We start from the raw sequence: 18315 nt of genomic DNA, 5'->3' as shown, positions 1-18315 counted from the left end.
CCGGGCACGCGCCTCAGGCCCGGGGCACGCAGGTCAGGGCGCGCGCCTCAGGCTGGGGGCACACGCCTATGGGACGACGGTGACCGGCCAGCGGCCCGCCTTGACCAGCCGGACCGCCACCGAACCGATCACCTTGTGCCCGGCCTGCTCGGAGACGCCGACCACCACGGCGTCGGCGCGCAGCTCGTCCGCGAGCTTGGCGAGGCCGGTGTACGGGTCGCCGCGCATGGTCAGGAAGCGCCACTCCACCTTCCACACCTCGCGCACCCGGTGCTCGGCCTCGCGCAGGGCGGCCAGCAGCTCCTCGGCGATCTCCTGGGTGGTCTCCTCCACCACGGCTCCGGCCAGGGCGGTCGCGGCGCCGAGGATCGGCTGGACGTACGCCACCGCGAGGACGGCGCCCTGCCGGCGGGCCAGTCCGGCGGCGTAGGCGGTGGCGCGCCAGGAGGAGTCGGAGCCGTCCAGGCCGGCCAGCACCACGCTGGGGCCGTCGGTGCCCAGCTCGAAGCCCGCGGGCGCGGCCGCGGCCTCGTGCTCCTCGGCGCCGATCGGCACTCCCGCCGCGGCGGCCCGTCCCGCACCGGCGTCGGCCGCCCCTCCCGCACCGGCGGCCGCCTCTCCCGCGTCCGCCGTGTCCGCTGCATCGCTGTCGTTGCTCATGGGGCCGAGGCTATGCCCGCCACCGGGAGTGACGGCAGGGGGCACTCCGGGTGAGGGCTGTGGCGCGGGCCACCCGGGCGGGCGGCCGCGGCGGTGGAACCGGCACCGGCGGCTGGCCGACCGTCACACGCTGTCGACCGTGTGGGCGGCCTCACACCGGTTCCGGGGCGGGTTCGGAGTGGCGCGGGCCACTTCCCGGGGCTTTTTGATCTTGGAAATGGTGGCAAATCGGGTGAAATCGCCACATTTCCTTGATCCTTACGCGCGGTAACACCCCTCTGACGTGGCTAAACCTTCGGATCCTTGAAACCGCCCCGTCCACCCCCGTAACTTCGAACCCGTTGCACCGAGCGATCCGCTCCGGCCGGGCCAACCGCCCCCGGGCAGAACGGTGCAGGACCACGCGAGTGACGTGTCCCCGAAACCGACGGCCTTCCGAGGGCCTGGTTCCGCGCGCTCGCAGACCCCTCCGAAAGGAACTCCATGACCTTCCGTAACGAGACCGCCGCTGCCACCACCACTGCCACCCCGAAGCGCCGCAACCGCGTCCGGATGGCTCTGATGGCCGGGGCGATCACCGCCCTGCCCGTGGCCGGCCTCGTCACGGCCACCAGCGCCTCCGCCGCGCCGGCCACGGTCTGGGACAAGGTCGCCGCCTGCGAGGCGACCGGCAACTGGGCCATCAACTCCGGCAACGGCTTCTACGGCGGCCTGCAGTTCACCCAGAGCACCTGGGCCGCCTTCGGTGGCACCTCCTACGCCGCGCAGGCCCACCAGGCCACCAAGGACCAGCAGATCGCCATCGGCGAGAAGGTCCTCGCCGCCCAGGGCCCCGGCGCCTGGCCGGTCTGCTCCGTCAAGGCCGGTCTGAGCAAGTAAGACGTAGGCCACGAGGCCGCCGCACCCCGCCCGGGGCGCGGCGGCCTCGTCGCGTTCCCGGCCGGAGCCCCGGATCCCGACCCCTCGGCTCCCGGCCCCTCGGCCCCCGGATCCCGGCCACCCCGGTGGAACGGGCCGGTCAGGACGGCCGGGGCGGGAGCGGCAGCGGAACGGCCGGCAGCCCGTCGATGCTGCTGCCGACCAGCGGCTTGCGCTCGCAGTAGGCGCCGAACTCCTCCTCGTCCTTCCGGTCGAAGTACTGGGCGTGCAGGTCGCGGTCGGCCCGGTAGTCCATGAACGGCACCGCGTACCCGCAGGAGTCGCTGACCCGCTCCGCCCTGACCAGCACGATCGCCCGCAGCCCGGATCCGTCGGCGGACGGGTCGAAGTGGCCGAGCAGTTCGGCGAACCGCGGGTCGTCCCGGAACACCGGCTCCCCGCGCCCGTGCACCCGCACCACGGTCGGCGGGCCCTCGAAGGCGCACCACATCAGGGTGATCCGGCCGTTCTCCCGCAGATGGGCGACCGTCTCGGCCTGCGAGCCGCCGAAATCCAGGTAGGCGAGGGTGAGTTCGTCGATCACCGCGAGCGTCCCGGACCGGCCCTTGGGCGAGAGGTTGACGTGCCCGTCGGCGGCCAGCGGGGCGGTGGCCACGAAGTAGACCGGCTGGCGCTCGATGAACCGGCGCAGCCGACCGTCGATGGCTTCGTACTGCTTTCCCATGCCCGCCAGTCTGCCCCCATCTCGGCTGGCAAGAAACCGGATTCCGCTTCCTGAGACGCCCCGCACCGCCCGGGCCCTCCCGGGGGCCGGGCGGTGCCGCCTACGATGGCCCGTGCGCGTGTCACCCGCCGGACCGAGCTGGGGAGTTGCGATGATCCGGAACACCCCTCCCGGGACGGTCCTCGGCGCGCCGACCGCGCCGCTGCGCGGGTACGTGCTCGGCTACCGGGGCTACCGGCTGGCGCTGCGGCAGCCGCTCCGACGGCTGGAGGTGCCGACGGACGTGGTCACCGTGGCGCTCGCCTTCGAGGGCACCATGAGCCTCACCGACGCCGTCTCCCCCACGGCCGCGGCCTCCTTCGGCTCGGTCGCGGCCGGGCTGCGCCGCACCGCGACGGTCGCCGAACACGCGGGCGCGCTGCACGGGTTGGCCGTCTCGCTCACCCCGCAGGGCGCGTTCCGGGCGTTCGGGCCGCTGGCCGGCGAGCTCGGCGGGCACTGGGCCGAGGCCGGGGACGTCCTGGGCCCGCGGCTGCGGGCGCTGACCGACCGGCTGGCCCACGCGCCGAGCTGGCCGGCCCGGTTCGCCATGCTGGACGGGTACTTCGGCGCGCTGTTCGCGTACGGGCCGGACTGGGACCCGTCCGTGCACTGGGTCTGGCGGCAACTGCGGCACTCGCACGGGCTGGTGCCGATCGGCACCCTGGTCGAGGGCACCGGGTGGAGCCGCCGCCGACTGGAGCTGCGCTTCCGCGAGCACCTCGGGCTGGCCCCCAAGCAGGCGGCCGGCATCCTCCGGCTCCAGCGCACCCTCAACGCCCTGACCGCGCACGAGGACCACCCCTCCGGGGACCACCGCTCCGGGTACCGGCCCACCGGCGCCGACCTGGCCACGCGCTGCGGCTACTACGACCAGTCCCACCTCGACCGGACCTTCCGCGCCATGGTCGGCTGCTCGCCGCGCGCGTTCCTGGCCGCCCGGCGCACCGCCGCCGCCCTGCCCGGGCCCGCCGAGCGGGTCACCGACCGGGTCAGCGGGCGGGTGACCAGCACCGTCCTGGACCCAGGGGGTTCCGGGAGCTGAGGAGTGCGCATTCGTACAAGACGCACCGCTGCCCCGCCCGGCACGCTCGAAGGGCCCGGCCGGTACGGGGGGCCGGCCGGTCACCGGAGCGGGCGGGGCGGGGCAGGGCGGAAACGGGGCGGGGCGGGGCGGGCCGGGCGGGGTGTCAGCCGGTCAGTGCTTCAGGTACACGCTGTCCATGAACTCGATGATCTGCTGATCGGTCAGCCGCTGGCCTTCGCGGTGGCCCATCGCCAGGTCGGCCTCGCTGATCATGCCCACCAGCCGGTCCCCGTCGATCACCGGGATCCGCCGGATCTGGTGCTGCTCCATCTTGCGCAGCACCGTCTCCATGCTGTCCTCGGCGCGTACGCAGTGCAGGTGGCCGCCCAGTTCGATGGCCGTCATCGTGGCCGGGTCCTTGCCCTCCGCGATACATCGCAGCACGATGTCGCGGTCGGTGATGATGCCCTTGAGCTTCTGGTCGTCGCCGCAGATCGGCAGCGCGCCCACGTGCTTGTCGCGCATCATCCGCGCGGCCTCGGCGAGCGTCTGGTGGGCGCCGATGCACTGGGCACCGGTGTGCATGATGTCTCGGGCTTTGGTCACGGGGACTCCTTCGTCGGTGGTTCCCCCCGCCGGATCCCCCCCGCATCCCCCCGGCGGTGCTCCCGGGCTCCCGCCGTCGGGGCGGAAGGGGGCTGTGACCGCGCCCTCACCATAAGCAACCCCGCCTCCGCCCGCGACCCCGCGCAGCCGGAGCGGGCGAGTCCGCGCGACCTTCGAGGCGGGGCCCGGGGCGCGGCCGCAGAGTGGAAGAGAACGCGACCGGCCCGGCTCCCGGCCCGGCCACCCGCACCTCCCGAGGAGTGAGCGAGCGATGGACACCACCGAGACCCCCGCCCCGCAGGTCTGGCCCAACCTGCGCGCCACCGACGCCCGGGCCCTGATCCGCTTCCTGGTCGACGCCTTCGGCTTCCAGGAGGTCGTCGCCTACGGCGAGGGCGAGTTCGTCGCGCACGCCGAACTCGCCTGGCCCGAGGGCGGCGGCGTGATGCTCGGCTCCGACCGTCCGGCGCCCGAGGACGCCGAACCGTGGCCGGGCCGGCCGGGCGGCTTCACCGCGTACGTGGTCACCGCCGACCCGGACGGCGTGCACGCCCGCGCGGTGGCCGCCGGGGCCCGGATCATCACCGGGCTGTACGAGACCGACTACGGCTCGCGTGACTTCGCCGCCGCCGACCCGGAGGGCAACCGCTGGTACTTCGGCACCTACCCGGGCGCGCCCCGGCCGGCCGGCCGCCCACGGGGGTGAGGCGGTCCGCGGTCACGGACGGCCCGGAGCGGCGGCGCCGAGGCGGTGGCCGCCGGACCGGGGCAGACTGACAGCGGGGCCACCCCACCGGAGGCATCGGAGGCATCGGAGGCGGACCGTGCCGCAGATGACGGTGGACGGGCGCACCCTCGCCCTCTCCCACCTCGACAAGGTGTACTACCCGCGCACCGGCACCCCCAAGGGCGAGGTGCTGCGCTACTACGCCGCCGTGCACGCCGCGCTGCTCCCGCACCTGCGCGACCGCCCGGTCTCCTTCCTCCGCTGCCCGGACGGCGTCGAGGCGGAGGTGTTCGTCGCCAAGAACCCGCCGCCCGGCACCCCGGACTGGGTGCGCACGGTCGACGTGCCGAGCAACACCGGCGAGCTGCGCCAGGTGGTGCTGGAGAGCGGCGCGGCGCTGCTGGCGGTCGCCAACCTGGGCTGCCTGGAACTGCACGTCCCGCAGTGGCACGCGGCCCGACCCGCCCTCGCCGACCGGCTGGTGCTGGACCTGGACCCCGGCGAGGGCGCCGACGTGCTCACCTGCCGCACGGTCGCGCTGCTGCTGCGCGAGCGGCTCGCGGCGGACGGCCTGGCGGCCTGGGTGAAGACCTCCGGCTCCAAGGGCCTGCACCTGCTGGTCCCGATCGAGCCCGCGCCGAGCGCCCGGGTCTCCGGGTACGCGAAGGCGCTGGCCGCCGCCCTGGAGGCCGAGCACCCGGAGCTGGTGGTGCACACCATGGCCAAGGCCCGCCGCCGGGGCCGGGTGCTGGTCGACTGGTCGCAGAACAACGCCAAGAAGACCACCGCCGCGCCGTACACCCTGCGGGCCAGGCCGCTGCCGACCGTCTCCACCCCGCTGGCCTGGGCGGAGCTGGAACGGGCCGCCGACGAGCGGGACCTGGTCTTCACCCTCGCCGAGGTGCCCGACCGGCTGGCCGCCCACGGCGACCTGCTCGCCCCACTGCTGGACCCGGAGCGGGCCCGGCCGCTGCCCGGCGCACCGGCGGCGCCACCACCGACGGGATCACCGCCGACGGGGTCACCACCGACCAGGCGGGCGGAAGGAGCGCGGCCGGCCCAGGTGCTGCACCCGCCCGTCGAGGTGATGCGCCCGGCCGCCGTGGCCGCCGTCCCGCCCGCCGACGGCCTGGGCGGCGGGGGCGTGCAGTACGAGCTGAAGCTGGACGGCTTCCGCTGCGTCGCCTTCGCCCGGGGCGGGCGGCCCGCGTACCTCCAGTCCCGCGGCGGCCGCGACCTCGCCCCCGAGTTCCCGCCGATCGCCGCAGCCGTCGCCCGGCTGCCGGAGGGCCTGGTGCTGGACGCCGAGCTGGTCGCCTGGCGCGACGGCCGGTTCGCCTTCGGCGAGCTGCTGCGCACCCGCCGGGCCCGCGCCGCCGCCACCGGGGTGGCGCTCGGCCTGATCGCCTTCGACCTGCTGGCGCTGCCCGGCCGCGACGTACGGGCCCTTCCGCTCACCGACCGCCGCCGGCTGCTGCTCGCCGCCCTCGCCGACGTCCCGCCGCCGATCCGGCCGGTCATGGCCACCACCGACCGGGCGGAGGCGCTGGAGTGGATGGAGCGGCTCGCCGACACCGGGGTGGAGGGACTGGTCTGCAAGGCCGCGGCGGCCCCGTACCGCCCGCGCGGCGCGGGCCGGGTCTGGGCCAAGTACCGCCGCGGCGACACCCTCGACGCCACCGTCCGCGCCGTCACCGGCCCGGCCGCCCACCCGCACGCGCTGATCCTCCAGCTGGACGACGGCCGGGTGTTCCTGACCACCCCGCGGCTCACCCCGGTCCAGTCCCGCGAGGTCGCCGAACTCGCCCGCCCCCTGCTCGGCCCGCCCGCCACCGACCCGGACCACGGCCCGGTCCACCCGCTGACCGCCCCGCTCCGCGCCGAGTTCACCCTCACCGGCCGCCCGCCGTCCGCCACCTTCCTCCGCCTCCGCGGCGACTGACCCCGCCCTCGCTCCCCTTGCTCACCGCCTCCGTTTCGCCGCCGCGTGGGCGAACTCCGTCACGAAGGCGTCGTCGAACAGCGGCAGGTCGCCCGGCTCGCGGCTGGTGACGAGCGGGCCGGGGCCGTCGTGGCAGACGTGGACCGGCTCGTCCACCCAGTGGGCGCCGGCGTTGACCAGGTCGGTGCGCAGGCTGGGCCAGGAGGTGAGGGTGCGGCCGCGGACGGCGTCGGCCTCGATGAGCGTCCAGGCCGCGTGGCAGATCGCCGCGACCGGACGGCCGGCGGCGCAGCAGGCGTGCACGAAGGCGACCGCCGGGCGGTCCAGGCGCAGCCGGTCGGGGTTGGCGACGCCGCCGGGGAGGACCAGCCCGTCGTAGGCCGCCGGGTCGGCCTCGGCGACCAGGGCGTCCACGGCGAAGGTGTCGCCCTCGGCGTGGTGCCGGACGGTGCGGACCCGGCCCTCGGCGGTGGACAGCAGCCGCGGGGTGCCGCCGGACTCGGCGACGGCCTGCCAGGGGTCGGTCAGTTCGACCTGTTCGGCCCCGTACGGCGCGACCAGGAAGGCGATCACGCGTCCGGTGAGCGTCGTGGACGGCCAGCCCATGGCGTGGTCGCTCAGCGCGGGTGCGGGGCGGTCAGGTCGACGGCCGCGGGCGGGGCGGAGCTGAGCCTGGCGCGCGGGCAGTCGAGGTGGACGGCGCGGTCGAGGTGGTCGAGCCGGGCGACCAGTCCGGCCGGGACGAGCACCCGGGTGCCGGGCACCCAGGGTTCGGCGTCGACCAGCAGGTGGTCCCCGGCGTCCTGTTCGACCCGGCCGACCGGGCCGTCGGTGGCGAGCACCTCGTACCCGACCAGCGTGAGGTCGGCGGCGGGATGGGAGCCCGGGCGGTACTCCCACAGGTCGGTGGTCATGGTGTCACGCCTCCGGACGGTCCCAGGGCCGCCGTTCGCGGCGCTCCCGGCGTTCCCGGGCCTCCGCCGGGTCCACCGCTTCGGTGCCGCCGCGGCCGGCGCGGCGGCGGCGCAGCAGCTCGGAGGCGGCGAACGCGGCCGCCACGGTGGCCGCCCAGACCACGCCGAGCGCGACCAGTACGGCGGTGGCCGGGGTCCGCAGGCCCACGCCGAGGCAGATCATCGTCATCACCAGGGCGGTCAGCACGACCCCCGCCGAGAACCTGCGCCCGATGCCGCGGAGCACGCCCCGGACCCGGCTCGGCGGCTCGGCGCCCATGGTGCTCAGCTTCCGGTCGAGCCGTGTGTCCTGGCGCAGATCGGACTCGATCTCCTCGAGGAGCCGCCGCTCCCATCCGCTCAACGCGGGTCCGTCCATCTCGGTCACCTCCGACACTTCGGGTGACGTGCTCGCACCCGGGCGGTTGCCCGGTACGGGCTCGCGCTAACCGTTCCGGGCACCGCCTGTTCCGGCGCCGACGGGCCCGAACGCCCGGGGGCGGGCGAGCAGGCTGTCGTCCAGGACGCTCAACAGGGCGGCGGCGTCGCGGTGGACCTCGGCCGCGCCCGCCGCCCGCAGCTCGGGGCCGGTGTCCCGGCCGGCCGCCAGGGCGACGCACGGCACCCCGGCCCGCCGCGCCACCCGGACCTCGCGCACGCTCCCGGCGACGGCCACGGCGTGCGAGGGCCTGCCGTCCACCAGGTCCAGCGCGGCCCGCACCGGGTCGCCCCCGGGGTCGGCCACGGCCAGAGCCGGAGCCCCGGCCGGCCCGGGGCCGGTCAGCACGACCGTCCAGCCCCGTACCGCGCACTCGCGCAGCAACTCGGCACCGCCCGGCAGCGCGGGCTGCCACCAGTCGGTACCGAAGAGAGCCGCCGAGACCACCGTCATGACCACCGCTTCCGTTCGCGGGCGACGCACCGAACGCTCTCTTCCAGGTTAGGTCGCTCCCCCGCCGCGCGCGCAGCCTGCGCCCCGTGGATCCGCGGCGGGGGGGCCGTGGCAAGGAGCCACGGCGGGGCGCCGCGCGTCCGTCGGTTCGCGCCGCCCGGACCGCCGCTCCGCGCGTGCGCCGTCGCTCCGGAGCGCGGGCCGGGGCCGGGGCGGGGGCGGCGGCCGCGCGCCGGGGCCCGTCGTGCGGTGCGGTCCGCGAAAAGCCGCTGGTCCGGGGCTGCCCGCAGGCCCTAGGGTGTCGCCCCGTCACATTGGTCCAGTCCAGGAGTCCGTCCCCGATGCCTTCGCCCGCCCTGTACCGCTCGCCCAGACCCAGCTCCACCGCCGCCACCGTCCTGCTCGCCGTGTGCGGCACCGCGACCCTCGCCTCGCTCGCCGCGGGCTTCCGCCTGTACGGGGAGGCGGGGGAGTTCGCCGCCGACTCCGACCTGGCCGACGAGTCCGCGCTGACGGACGCGGCCCTGCTCTACGACAACGTCAGCCTGGTCCAGACGCTCACCCTGCTGGCCTCGGCGGTCGCCTTCATCACCTGGTTCCACCGGGTGCGGGTGAACGCGGAGGTCTTCGACCCGAGCGGGCACCGGTTCAAGCGCGGCTGGGCGATCGGCGGCTGGTTCACCCCCGTGGTCGCCCTCTGGTTCCCGTTCCGGATCACGGTCGACACCTGGACGGCCAGCGCCCGGCCGGACGCCTCCGGGGTGCGCCTGCCGCACCCCCAGCCGCTGGTCAACCTCTGGTGGGCCACCTTCTGGCTGGCCAACGCGACCGGCCGGTTCGGCGCCAACTACCTGAACTCGGCGAAGTACCCGGACGACTACCAGACCGCCCTCGGCTGGCTGCTGGCCTCCGACGTGCTGGAGGTGGTCGCCGCCGTCCTCGCCGTCCTGGTCGTCCAGCGGCTGACGGCCATGCAGGAGGAGCGCTTCGCCGAGTCCACCGCCCACGCGTACGCGGTCCGCGGCGGAACCGTCCGGGGCTGAGCCGTTCCGCCGGCCGCGGGCCCGCGGGCGGGCGCTCAGTCCGTGAACGGGTCCGAGGCCAGCCGGGCGTGCAGGTGCTCGTCCGTGTAGACGCCCCCGCCGTAGGTGTAGGAGGCGCGCAGGGTGCCCTCGTACGGGAAGGCGGCCCGCTCGGCGACCCGGCAGGAGGCCTCGTTGCCGACGGCGTGGTAGAGCTCGATCCGGCGGGCGCCGGCGTGCTCCACCGCCCAGCGGGTGACGGCGGTGGTGGCCCGGGTGGCCAGGCCCCGGCCGCGGGCCGCGGCGAGCAGCCAGTAGCCGACCATGGCCACGCCGTCGTCCCGGTTGCTCCACCCCAGGTAGGCGTTGCCGCAGAGGCTGCCTTCGGCGGCGTCGATCACGGCGAAGGAGGCCGCGCTGCCGTCGGCCCAGCCTGCCTCGCAGCGCTCCAGGTAGGCCTGCGGGTCGACTGGGCCGGTGGCGCTGAGCGGGTTCCAGCGGGCGACGGCCGGGTCCGCCGCGGCGGCGAGCAGGGCGGGCACGATTCCGCCGGCCACGTCGAGGCCGGGCCCCCACGGGCGCAGCACGGCGTCGCCGAGGTCGAGGACGGTGGGGCGGAACAGCCGCTGGGCGGTGCCGGGATCGCTGATGGTCATCCCGTCTTCCTATCCCCCGCTCCCGGGGGCCCGCCAGCGAATATTCCGGTGCCCGACTTCGCCCGCCCGCTCCGCCCTGGTGGACGGAGCGGGCGGGCGGACGGGGCGCGGTCAGATCCGGGCCAGGTAGCCGTTCTCCACCAGCCAGAGCACGTTCAGCTTGGCCGGGCCGCCGGGCAGCAGGGTGGCGTCGAGCTGGTACTGGAGGCCCCAGCCGGGCTGGTTGAACCAGGGAGCGATCGGGCCGGCGTGCACCGTGAAGGCCTTGACCACCTTGTAGTCGTGGTAGTTGCAGGCGGCCGGCGGGGTGCCGTCCAGGCTCTGCGGCGGGAGCGCGCGGCTGGCGTAGGGCAGGCCCTCGGGGGCGAGGTAGGCGCCGTACTCGCTGCCGTAGCGGTCGATGTTCTGGTTCGGGTAGAGGGTGAGGTCGAACTCGATCGGGCTGCCGTCGGGCAGGGTGACGTAGCCGTCGGCCGGCGGGTATATCCAGCCGCCCTTGCCGCCGTTGCCGGCCGGGTCGTAGTACTTGGCCAGGAAGTCCTGCTCGCCCGCGCCGCCGGTGCGCTGGTAGCCGACGAGCTGGCGGCCGACCGGCCCGGCGGTCGGGAGGTCGGCCGGGCCGAGGCGGGCGTCGTCGTGGCGGAAGGCGGCGGAGCACTGGTCGGCGGGGGTGGCCGCCGGGGCCGCGACGGCGGCGGGGACGGTCACGGCGGTGAGGGCGGCGGCCGCGGCGAGCGGCGCGACGAGCAGGCGAAGGCGAAGGCGCACGGTGTCTCCGTCGAACGGGTCAGCGGTCGAAAAAGGAGCCACGGAGGAGCGTTGTGCTCACCTTCCGTGACTGGTTCGACACCAGGCAATCGGATCATCTGATCATTCGTCAACATGATCCGTGCGGCTGCGCGTTCGACTCGGCGGATTCGGCCAAAGCCGGGACACCGGGACCGCCCGTCCGCGAGGATGAGCGGTCCGGCGCGCCCGGGTCACTTCCCCGGGGCGACCCGCCCGAGCAGGTGGAGCAGCCGGTCGAGGGCGTCCTTGGAGTTCGGCTCGGTCAGGTTGGCCATCAGCCGGAACGCCGCCTTCAGCAGCGCCGGGTGGCCGAGCCCGGCCGCCCCGGCCGCGCCGCGCAGCTTCGGGCGGCCCAGCATGTCGGCGGCCAGGCGGCCGAGCGCGAAGTAGCCCGCGTAGGCGGAGCGCAGCGCCTGCGGGTAGGCACGCAGGGCGAGTTCGCGACCGCGGTCGGTGCGGCGGGCGAGGGCCTGGACGATGGTCTCGGCGGCGTAGCGGCCGGACTCCATCGCGTAGGCGATGCCCTCGCCGGTGCCCGGGCTGACCGTCCCGCCCGCGTCGCCGATCAGCAGCAGGCCGTCGGCGTAGTGGGGCGCGCGGTTGAGGCCCATCGGCAGGGCGGCACCGCGGATCGGCTCGGTGACCGCGTCGGGGGTGTAGCCGTACTCCGGGGGCAGGCCGTCGCACCAGCGCCGCAGCACCTCGCGCCAGTCCGCCTCGGTCCCGGCGGTGTCCAGGACCCCGAGGCCGACGTTGGCGGTGCCGTCGCCCATGCCGAACACCCAGGCGTAGCCGGGCAACTGGCGCCGGGCCCGGTCGTCGGGGTCGCGCAGGTCGAGCCAGACCTCCAGGTAGCGGTCGTCGTGCCTCGGGGTGGTGAAGTACGTCCGGTAGGCGACGCCCATCGCGCGGTCGGTGCGGCGGTAGCGCCGCATCGCCACCGACAGCCGGGTGGAGTTGCCGTCGGCGGCGACCACGACCGGGGCCCGGTAGGCGACCGGCCGGCGCTCCTCGCCCAGCTTGGCGGTGACGCCGGTGATCCGGCCGGTCCGCTCGTCCAGCGTCGGGCCCGTCACATTGGCGCGTTCGACCACCCGGGCTCCGAGCGAGGCGGCCTTGCGGGCGAGCAGTTCGTCGAAGTCGGCGCGGCGCCGGACCAGTCCGTACCCGGGGTAGGCGGAGAGCTCGGGCCAGTCGAACTCCACCGAGCGGTGCCCGGAGATCAGCCGCAGGCCCCGGTTGTGCAGCCAGCCGGCCTCCTCGGAGACGTCGATGCCGAGGTCGGTCAACTGCTTGACGGCGCGCGGGGTGAGGCCGTCCCCGCAGACCTTCTCGCGCGGGAAGGCGGACTTCTCCAGCAGCAGGACGTCCAGTCCGGTCTGGGCGAGGTGGGCGGCGGCGGTGGAGCCGGCCGGTCCGGCGCCGACCACGATGACGTCGGCGCTCCCCCCGTCCTGGACGGCCTCCCCGCCACTGACGGTCTCCTCGGGCCGGACGGTCTGCTCTGGGCCGGGCATCGCACTCTCCCACGGGTCGGATCGGCTGTCCGCGCGACGGAGTCCTCGGACTGGGCGGTTCCGGACGGACGATAGAGAACCCCGGCACCCGCCCGCCGCCCCGACACGCAGGCCGCCCCGCGAACCGGCCAATACCGGCCACCCCTGCCGTACGGGTCCACCCGCCACGCCGGATCCCGGACGCAACCGAGCCCCCGGCCCGCGAGCAGCAGCGGGACCAGGGGCTCTCCGTCGTTCCGCGGCGCGGACCCCTCGGGGGGATCAACGGCGGTCGCGCCGGGTTCGACGAGGGCCCCGACCACGGGGGCGGACCGGGGCCCTCATCCGGTACCACGGCCGGCACCGCCTCCCGGGTTCACCACCAGTCCCACCAGTCCCACTGATCCCATTGACACCACCGGCACCACCCGATCCGGCCCCGGGAACGGCGGAAGCCCCTGACCGCACGGGGGAACGTGGCAGGGGCTTCCACTGTCGACTACGGCCGGCGGGCCCTCACGGGTTCAGCGCCAGCACCACGTACCCCGCCAGCACCGCCAGGTGCACCGCGCCCTGCAGCGGGGTCGCCCGGCGCGGGATGACGGTGAGGGTGAGCAGCACGATGGTCAGGCTCAGCAGCACCATGTGCGCCGGGTCGAGGCCGAGGACGAGCGGGCCGGAGAGCCAGGTGGAGGCGATCGCGACCGCCGGGATGGTCAGGCCGATGCTGGCGAGCGCCGAGCCGAGGGCGAGGTTGAGGCTGGTCTGCACCCGGTTGCGGACGGCCGCGCGCAGCGCCGCGATGGTCTCCGGCAGCAGCACCATCATGGCGATCACGACGCCGACCACGGCGTGCGGCAGCCCGGCGTCGTCCACCGCCTTCTCGATGGTCGGCGACACGCCCTTGGCCAGGCCCACCACCGCCACCAGGGCGACGGCGAGCAGCAGCAGGCTGATCCCGGCGGCCCGGAGGGTGGGCGGTGAGGCGTGCTCCTCCTCGGCCAGCACCCGGCCCTCGGGGGTGACGGGCAGGAAGTAGTCGCGGTGCCGGACGGTCTGGGTGGCCACGAACAGGCCGTAGACCACCAGCGAGGCGGTGGCCGCGAAGGTGAGCTGGGTGGTCGAGAACTGGGGGCCGGGCGAGCTGGTGGTGAAGGTCGGCAGTACCAGGCTGAGGGTCGCGAGGGTGGCGATGCAGGCCAGCGCGGCGCCGGTGCCCTCGGCGTTGAAGACGGCGGTCCGGTACTTGACGGCGGCGACCAGGATGGACAGTCCGAGGATGCCGTTGCAGGTGATCATCACGGCGGCGAAGACGGTGTCCCGGGCCAGGGTGGAGGACTTGTCCCCGCCGTCGGCCATCAGCGTCACGATCAGCGCGACCTCGATCACGGTGACCGCCACGGCGAGGACCAGTGACCCGAAGGGCTCCCCCGACCAGTGCGCGATCACCTCCGCGTGGTGCACGGCCGACAGCACGGCGCCCACCAGGAAGCAGGCGACCACCGCCACCACCCAGCCGGGGAGTTCCTTGTGCCAGGTCAGGGCGAGGACGAGGAACGACACCACCGGGACGACGACGGTCCATTGCGCGAGAGCCGCGCGGAGCTTCGTGATCATGCCGCCGAGGATCCCAGACCGGAGGCCCGTCACCCGGGTGCCCGCGCCGGATACATAGGGATGTGGCATAACTCATCCCAATTCGGCAGTCACCCACCGTAGCCATGAAGGTACTGAAGCACTTTGTCGACATGTTGCCGAAGCCGTTCCGGGACGCCCCCGGCGGTCGCCACGGTCTTGTCGCTGGTCCGGTAGGCCGCCGCGACCAGGGCGGGCAGGTCGCGGGTGAAGCCGTGGCGCTTTATCTGCTGGTCGAGCCAGCAGGCGTAGTTGCCCATCGCGGCGATCGCGTCGCCCGGGTCCCAGTACGACTTCGGACCGGCGTGGGTGGCGGCCTTGCCCCAGGCCTCGAAGACGGAGGGCGTCCACAGGGCGATGCCGTACTCGCCGGTCTCCGGGCGGGCGGCCTTCGGGTCGAAGCCGCTCTCGGCCTTCAGCATGGCGGCCAGCAGCACCGGGGTGACCTCCGGCTCGGGGCACCGCCGCGCCGCGGTCTCGATCATGCCCCGGTAGGCCACCGGGACGTCCGATCCGGCCGGGATCGCGCCGGACGGCGGGGGCGCCGCGCGCTCAGCCGCGCCCGGTCCGCCGGGCTCCGGGCCACCGACCAAGGCGAGGACGGCGAGCCCGCAGGCGAGCAGGCCCGCGCCGGACCGGACGGCGGCCTGGACGGCGACCCGGACAGCGACCCGACGGCACCGGCCCGGAACGGCGGCGGCCCGGGCGACCAGCGCCGCCAGCCCGGCCGGGCCGGTCCGGGTCCGCTCCTCCCGCCCGGGGGCGAGGCAGGCGGCGACCACCGGCCGCCAGCGCATCGGCAGCGCCTCGTGCAGCCGGAGCGGCGCGGCGCCCCGCGCGTACGCCTGGGCGGCCAGCGAGCGGGCCCGGCTGGTGGCGCCGAGGAAGGGGTGCAGGCCGCCGGTGAGCACCTGGTGGGCGATCACCCCGAAGGCCCAGACGTCGGCGCTGGGGCGCAGCGCGATGCCGCGGGCGCCGGTGCGCTCGGACCACCACTCGGGCGGGACGTGGTCGGGCGAGCCCAGCGGCGGGGCGTAGGCGTGGGTGCCCTCCAGCTCGGCGGTGAGGCCGAAGTCGGCGATCTTCGCGGTGCCGTCGGGCATCAGCAGGACATTGGCCGGTTTCAGGTCCCCGTGCACCCAGCCGACCCGGTGCATGTGGCTCAGCCCGGCACAGACCTCGGCCAGGATCCGCTCGGCGCCGGGCACCGCGGCACCGGGGCGGGCCTCGCCCAGCAGGTCCTGGAGGCTGCCGGCGGCGCGTTCCATCACCAGGGCGACGGCACCGTCGAGCGCCGGGTGGTCCGGGTCCTCGACGGTGGCCACGGCGAGGGTTCGGATCAGGTGGGGGTGATCGGCGCGGCGGCTGAAGCGCTGTTCGCTGCGGGCCATCCGGGCCACGGTCCGGCGCTGGCCGGGGGCGAACCGGGCCGCGCCGAGGATCTTGACGGCGGCCTGGCTCCCGTCGGGGCCCTCGGCGGCGTACACGCTGCCCCAGGCACCCGCGCCGAGGAAGGCGCCGAGGCGGTAGCCGGCGATCGGGTAGCCCTCCGGGACCGCGAAGGACGGGCCCCCGGACGGCCCGGGGTCGGAACCCGGCTCCGGCTCGGGCTCGGACCCCGGCGACGGCTCGGACGGGGCGCCGGGCGTCACGGCCGGGCGACCGGGCGCCGGGGCGGGAGCAGGGCCAGGTGCTCCTCCCGGACGAGGTCGAACTTCAGTGCCAGCGCCACCAGTTCCTCGCGCTTGCCGCCGGCCGGCCCTTCCTCGTACGGCTCGCGCAGCCGCAGCTTGGCCTCCACCAGGTAGTCGATGTGGTAGTTGACCGCCGAGCGGCTCAGCCCGCGGCAGCCGGGCAGGGCGCGCAGCCGGGCGAGCACCTCGGTCACCCCGGGGACGGCGGCGGCGGAGGGCGAGCGCAGCCGGGGCTCGCAGAGCGCGAGCAGGACCAGGAAGTACTTGGCGGTCGGGTCCAGGGCGAACGGGCTGACGGTGTGCTCGCCGTCGGCGCCGCCGGGCCGCCCGTCGAGGTAGGCGTGCTGCGGGGCGAAGACCTTGAAGGCCGCGGGCTCGCCGAGCGCGGGCAGCAGCACCCGGGAGAGCTCGAACGGGACGGGGGCGCCGAGCCGGCCGGGCGCGACCTTGACGTGCTCCCCCGCGCCCTCCAGGTTCTCCACCACGTAGGTGGCCGAGGTGCTGAAGTTGGACAGCCGCCAGTAGTCCTCGGCCGCGACCACCTCCCCCGCCCGGCGGGAGACGCCCTGGTCGGGCAGTGGGATGGGGACCGGTCGGCCGGGCTCCCCGCGCCCGAACACCGCGGTCTCGCCCGGGCCCATCCGCAGCAGGCCGGGGGCCCCACCGGGCCTCATCCCGGGCCCGGGGCCGGGCAGTTGGACGATGACCGTGTCCACGCGGCACCTCCGTGGGATCGGGTCGATACCTCCGTGGGATGGGGTCGATGGTATCCGTCCTATTCGCCCCGGGGGCAAGCCCGCCACCCGGACGGGTGAGGAACCGCCCTTTTCCACCCATGAACTGATCATCCGTCAGGACTGGAGTTGTCCGTGTGCTGAACAGATGAGGAATGGTTGCAGGATGTAGTTGAACGGTCACCATGAGTGTGACGCAACGCACACACAACACGTTCACGATGTGTGCAAGACTCATCTCAAGGAGTGAGATTCCCTTAATTTCCAAGGAGGTTCGTATCATGCGCGCTCGGATCGCAGCTGTGGTGATGGCGGCGGCAGGGATCGCCGGCCTGACGGCGGCCCCGGCCATAGCGGCCACCGCGACGTCCGACACCGACACCGCGCTCTGCGCCACGGTGCTCAACCAGCCCTGCATCTCGCACCAGGCCGACGGCGCCGGCATCGTCGGCGTCGCCCAGGTCAGCGCGGACCCGGGCCAGTTGACGCTGGTTCGGGTCGAGGTCCGCACCCAGGCCGCCTGGGGCAGCCCCTGGGAGGCGGTCGCCTCCGCGACCACCGTCCGGTTCGGCTCCGCCAAGGCGGTCACCCCGCGGGTGACCGCCGGCGCCCCGCGCATGATCTGCGCGACCGCCGGCCCCGCGCTGGACGTCGCCAAGCAGGTCACCACCTGTACCCACCCGTTCTGATCGCGGGGCCGCCGAGGCGCCGCACCCGCCACCCCCACGCCGTCCGTACGACCGGGCAGCCGTCCGGACGACCAGGGGGCGGGAAGCAGTGAAGAGCACCACCACCGGGGCCGGCCGCCGGGACATCCCGTCCCGACGACCGGCCCCGGCCATGCCGATCGGGCGGCAGCCGTCCCGATCAGGCAGAAGAGGCGGTGGCGGAGATCATCCGGAACGCGGACCCGGGTGGACCTGGGGCACCCCTTCACGGCAAACTGGTCTAGACCTTGGAGGTCTAGACCTCAGCCTCGCCTCAGAACGGTGGACCCAGTATGGAAATCGTGATCGTCCCTGACGCCCGTGCGGCCGGCGAACTCATCGCCGCGGCGATCACCGATCTGCTGACCGACAAGCCCGACGCCCTGCTCGGCGTGGCCACCGGCTCGACCCCGCTGCCGATCTACCAGGCCCTGGCCGAGCGGGTCCGCGACGGCCGACTGGACGCCGCCGAGGCGCGCATCTGCCAGCTGGACGAGTACGTCGGCCTGCCCGCCGGCCACCCGGAGTCCTACCGCTCGGTGGTGCTGCGCGAGGTCGTGGAGCCGCTCGGCCTGACCGAGGACTCCTTCCTGGGCCCGGACGGCAACGCCTCCGACATCGCCGCGGCCGCCACCGCCTACGACCGCGCGCTGGCCGAGGCCGGCGGCGTCGACCTCCAGCTGCTCGGCATCGGCACGGACGGCCACATCGGCTTCAACGAGCCCTGCTCCTCGCTCTCCTCCCGGACCCGGATCAAGACCCTGACCCGGCAGACCCGCGAGGACAACGCCCGCTTCTTCGACAGCCTCGACGAGGTGCCGCACCACGTCATCACCCAGGGCATCGGCACCATCCTGGAGGCCCGCCACCTGGTCCTGCTCGCCACCGGCGAGGCCAAGGCCGAGGCCGTCGCGCTCGCCGTCGAGGGCCCGCTCTCCGCGGTCGTCCCCGCCTCGGCGCTGCAGCTGCACCCGCACGCCACCGTCGTGGTGGACGAGGCGGCCGCCTCCCGCCTCAAGCTCGCCGACTACTTCCGCGACACCTACGCGGCCAAGCCGGCCTGGCAGAAGCTCTGAGCGCTCCCGGGCAGCGGCCTTGACGGCCGTGACGGCCGGGGCGCCGGCCACCGACTC

The 18315-nt window shown here is 75.1% G+C and carries 20 protein-coding genes and 1 pseudogene; 8 read left to right on the top strand and 13 right to left on the bottom strand.

What is annotated here, in order from left to right; translation table 11 throughout:
- Nucleotides 1-66: 66 nt before the first annotated feature.
- Nucleotides 67-660, bottom strand: a complete 594-nt coding sequence (locus ACFRQN_RS20990) for a universal stress protein (RefSeq protein ID WP_079272610.1) — start codon at nt 658-660, stop codon at nt 67-69.
- A 483-nt stretch (nt 661-1143) separates the two neighbouring features.
- On the opposite strand from ACFRQN_RS20990, the gene ACFRQN_RS20985 reads away from it, so the two are divergent.
- Entirely contained in the window at nt 1144-1539 is a 396-nt protein-coding gene (locus tag ACFRQN_RS20985) for a transglycosylase family protein (RefSeq protein ID WP_079272611.1), read from the top strand.
- Nucleotides 1540-1678: 139 nt separating this feature from the next.
- Here the strand turns inward: ACFRQN_RS20985 and ACFRQN_RS20980 are convergent, their stop codons facing one another.
- Nucleotides 1679-2263, bottom strand: a complete 585-nt coding sequence (locus tag ACFRQN_RS20980) for a pyridoxamine 5'-phosphate oxidase family protein (protein ID WP_049658863.1) — start codon at nt 2261-2263, stop codon at nt 1679-1681.
- Between the two features lie 151 nt (nt 2264-2414).
- Between ACFRQN_RS20980 and ACFRQN_RS20975 the strand changes: the two genes are divergently transcribed.
- On the top strand, nt 2415-3347 hold the full coding sequence (locus ACFRQN_RS20975) for a helix-turn-helix domain-containing protein (protein WP_380741505.1): 933 nt from the start codon (nt 2415-2417) through the stop codon (nt 3345-3347).
- 153 nt (nt 3348-3500) lie between these two features.
- Here ACFRQN_RS20975 and ACFRQN_RS20970 read toward each other — a convergent pair whose 3' ends face one another.
- Entirely contained in the window at nt 3501-3935 is a 435-nt protein-coding gene (locus ACFRQN_RS20970; RefSeq protein ID WP_234348648.1) for a CBS domain-containing protein, read from the bottom strand.
- 271 nt (nt 3936-4206) lie between these two features.
- Here ACFRQN_RS20970 and ACFRQN_RS20965 point away from each other — a divergent pair, with 271 nt between their 5' ends.
- From ACFRQN_RS20965 to ACFRQN_RS20955, 3 genes and pseudogenes are all read left to right on the top strand, one after another.
- The gene (locus ACFRQN_RS20965; protein WP_380741504.1) at nt 4207-4641 is read left to right on the top strand and encodes a VOC family protein; all 435 of its coding nucleotides are present in this window, start codon (nt 4207-4209) and stop codon (nt 4639-4641) included.
- Nucleotides 4642-4768: 127 nt separating this feature from the next.
- Nucleotides 4769-5638, top strand: a pseudogene (ligD, locus tag ACFRQN_RS20960) (non-homologous end-joining DNA ligase); the annotation flags it as partial.
- 111 nt (nt 5639-5749) lie between these two features.
- On the top strand, nt 5750-6604 hold the full coding sequence (locus ACFRQN_RS20955; protein WP_380741513.1) for a DNA ligase: 855 nt from the start codon (nt 5750-5752) through the stop codon (nt 6602-6604).
- Nucleotides 6605-6625: 21 nt separating this feature from the next.
- Here the strand turns inward: ACFRQN_RS20955 and ACFRQN_RS20950 are convergent, their stop codons facing one another.
- The 4 genes from ACFRQN_RS20950 to ACFRQN_RS20935 all read right to left on the bottom strand — a co-directional run bounded on the left by ACFRQN_RS20950 (nt 6626) and on the right by ACFRQN_RS20935 (nt 8449).
- Nucleotides 6626-7210, bottom strand: coding sequence for a type 1 glutamine amidotransferase domain-containing protein (locus ACFRQN_RS20950; RefSeq protein ID WP_380741503.1), 585 nt, complete (start codon nt 7208-7210; stop codon nt 6626-6628).
- Between the two features lie 11 nt (nt 7211-7221).
- Nucleotides 7222-7518, bottom strand: coding sequence for a hypothetical protein (locus tag ACFRQN_RS20945; RefSeq protein WP_049660555.1), 297 nt, complete (start codon nt 7516-7518; stop codon nt 7222-7224).
- A 4-nt stretch (nt 7519-7522) separates the two neighbouring features.
- Nucleotides 7523-7936 (bottom strand): DUF3040 domain-containing protein, encoded by a 414-nt coding sequence (locus tag ACFRQN_RS20940; RefSeq protein ID WP_147409348.1) that lies wholly within the window; start codon nt 7934-7936, stop codon nt 7523-7525.
- A gap of 66 nt (nt 7937-8002) precedes the next feature.
- Nucleotides 8003-8449, bottom strand: coding sequence for a hypothetical protein (locus tag ACFRQN_RS20935; protein WP_380741502.1), 447 nt, complete (start codon nt 8447-8449; stop codon nt 8003-8005).
- 341 nt (nt 8450-8790) lie between these two features.
- Between ACFRQN_RS20935 and ACFRQN_RS20930 the strand changes: the two genes are divergently transcribed.
- Nucleotides 8791-9492 carry a DUF4328 domain-containing protein gene (locus ACFRQN_RS20930; RefSeq protein ID WP_074004918.1) on the top strand — a complete coding sequence of 234 codons (702 nt, stop codon included), beginning with the start codon at nt 8791-8793 and terminating at the stop codon, nt 9490-9492.
- Nucleotides 9493-9527: 35 nt separating this feature from the next.
- On the opposite strand, the gene ACFRQN_RS20925 is transcribed toward ACFRQN_RS20930, so the two are convergent.
- From ACFRQN_RS20925 to ACFRQN_RS20900, 6 genes are all read right to left on the bottom strand, one after another.
- Entirely contained in the window at nt 9528-10127 is a 600-nt protein-coding gene (locus ACFRQN_RS20925) for a GNAT family N-acetyltransferase (protein ID WP_380741501.1), read from the bottom strand.
- A 111-nt stretch (nt 10128-10238) separates the two neighbouring features.
- The gene (locus ACFRQN_RS20920) at nt 10239-10895 is read right to left on the bottom strand and encodes a TNT domain-containing protein (protein ID WP_074004920.1); all 657 of its coding nucleotides are present in this window, start codon (nt 10893-10895) and stop codon (nt 10239-10241) included.
- A gap of 212 nt (nt 10896-11107) precedes the next feature.
- Nucleotides 11108-12433: a geranylgeranyl reductase family protein gene (locus ACFRQN_RS20915; RefSeq protein WP_380741500.1), complete on the bottom strand. Its 1326-nt coding sequence runs from the start codon at nt 12431-12433 to the stop codon at nt 11108-11110.
- Between the two features lie 495 nt (nt 12434-12928).
- Entirely contained in the window at nt 12929-14029 is a 1101-nt protein-coding gene (locus ACFRQN_RS20910) for a calcium:proton antiporter (protein WP_074004922.1), read from the bottom strand.
- Nucleotides 14030-14118: 89 nt separating this feature from the next.
- Complete coding sequence (locus ACFRQN_RS20905) at nt 14119-15699, bottom strand: protein kinase (protein WP_380741499.1); 1581 nt, start codon at nt 15697-15699, stop codon at nt 14119-14121.
- Nucleotides 15696-16457 (bottom strand): serine/threonine protein kinase, encoded by a 762-nt coding sequence (locus tag ACFRQN_RS20900; RefSeq protein ID WP_380741498.1) that lies wholly within the window; start codon nt 16455-16457, stop codon nt 15696-15698. The genes ACFRQN_RS20905 and ACFRQN_RS20900 overlap by 4 nt, the downstream gene beginning before the upstream one ends.
- A gap of 299 nt (nt 16458-16756) precedes the next feature.
- Between ACFRQN_RS20900 and ACFRQN_RS20895 the strand changes: the two genes are divergently transcribed.
- Both ACFRQN_RS20895 and nagB read left to right on the top strand, forming a co-directional pair.
- A complete protein-coding gene (locus ACFRQN_RS20895; protein ID WP_380741497.1) occupies nt 16757-17164 on the top strand; it encodes a hypothetical protein in 408 nt (135 codons plus the stop codon).
- Between the two features lie 311 nt (nt 17165-17475).
- Entirely contained in the window at nt 17476-18258 is a 783-nt protein-coding gene (nagB, locus tag ACFRQN_RS20890; RefSeq protein WP_049652442.1) for a glucosamine-6-phosphate deaminase, read from the top strand.
- Nucleotides 18259-18315: the final 57 nt, after the last annotated feature.

It is taken from the genome of Kitasatospora sp. NPDC056800, assembly GCF_042789775.1.
In the GTDB taxonomy this organism is placed as follows: domain Bacteria; phylum Actinomycetota; class Actinomycetes; order Streptomycetales; family Streptomycetaceae; genus Kitasatospora.
This window is presented reverse-complemented; position numbering and strand designations above follow the sequence as displayed.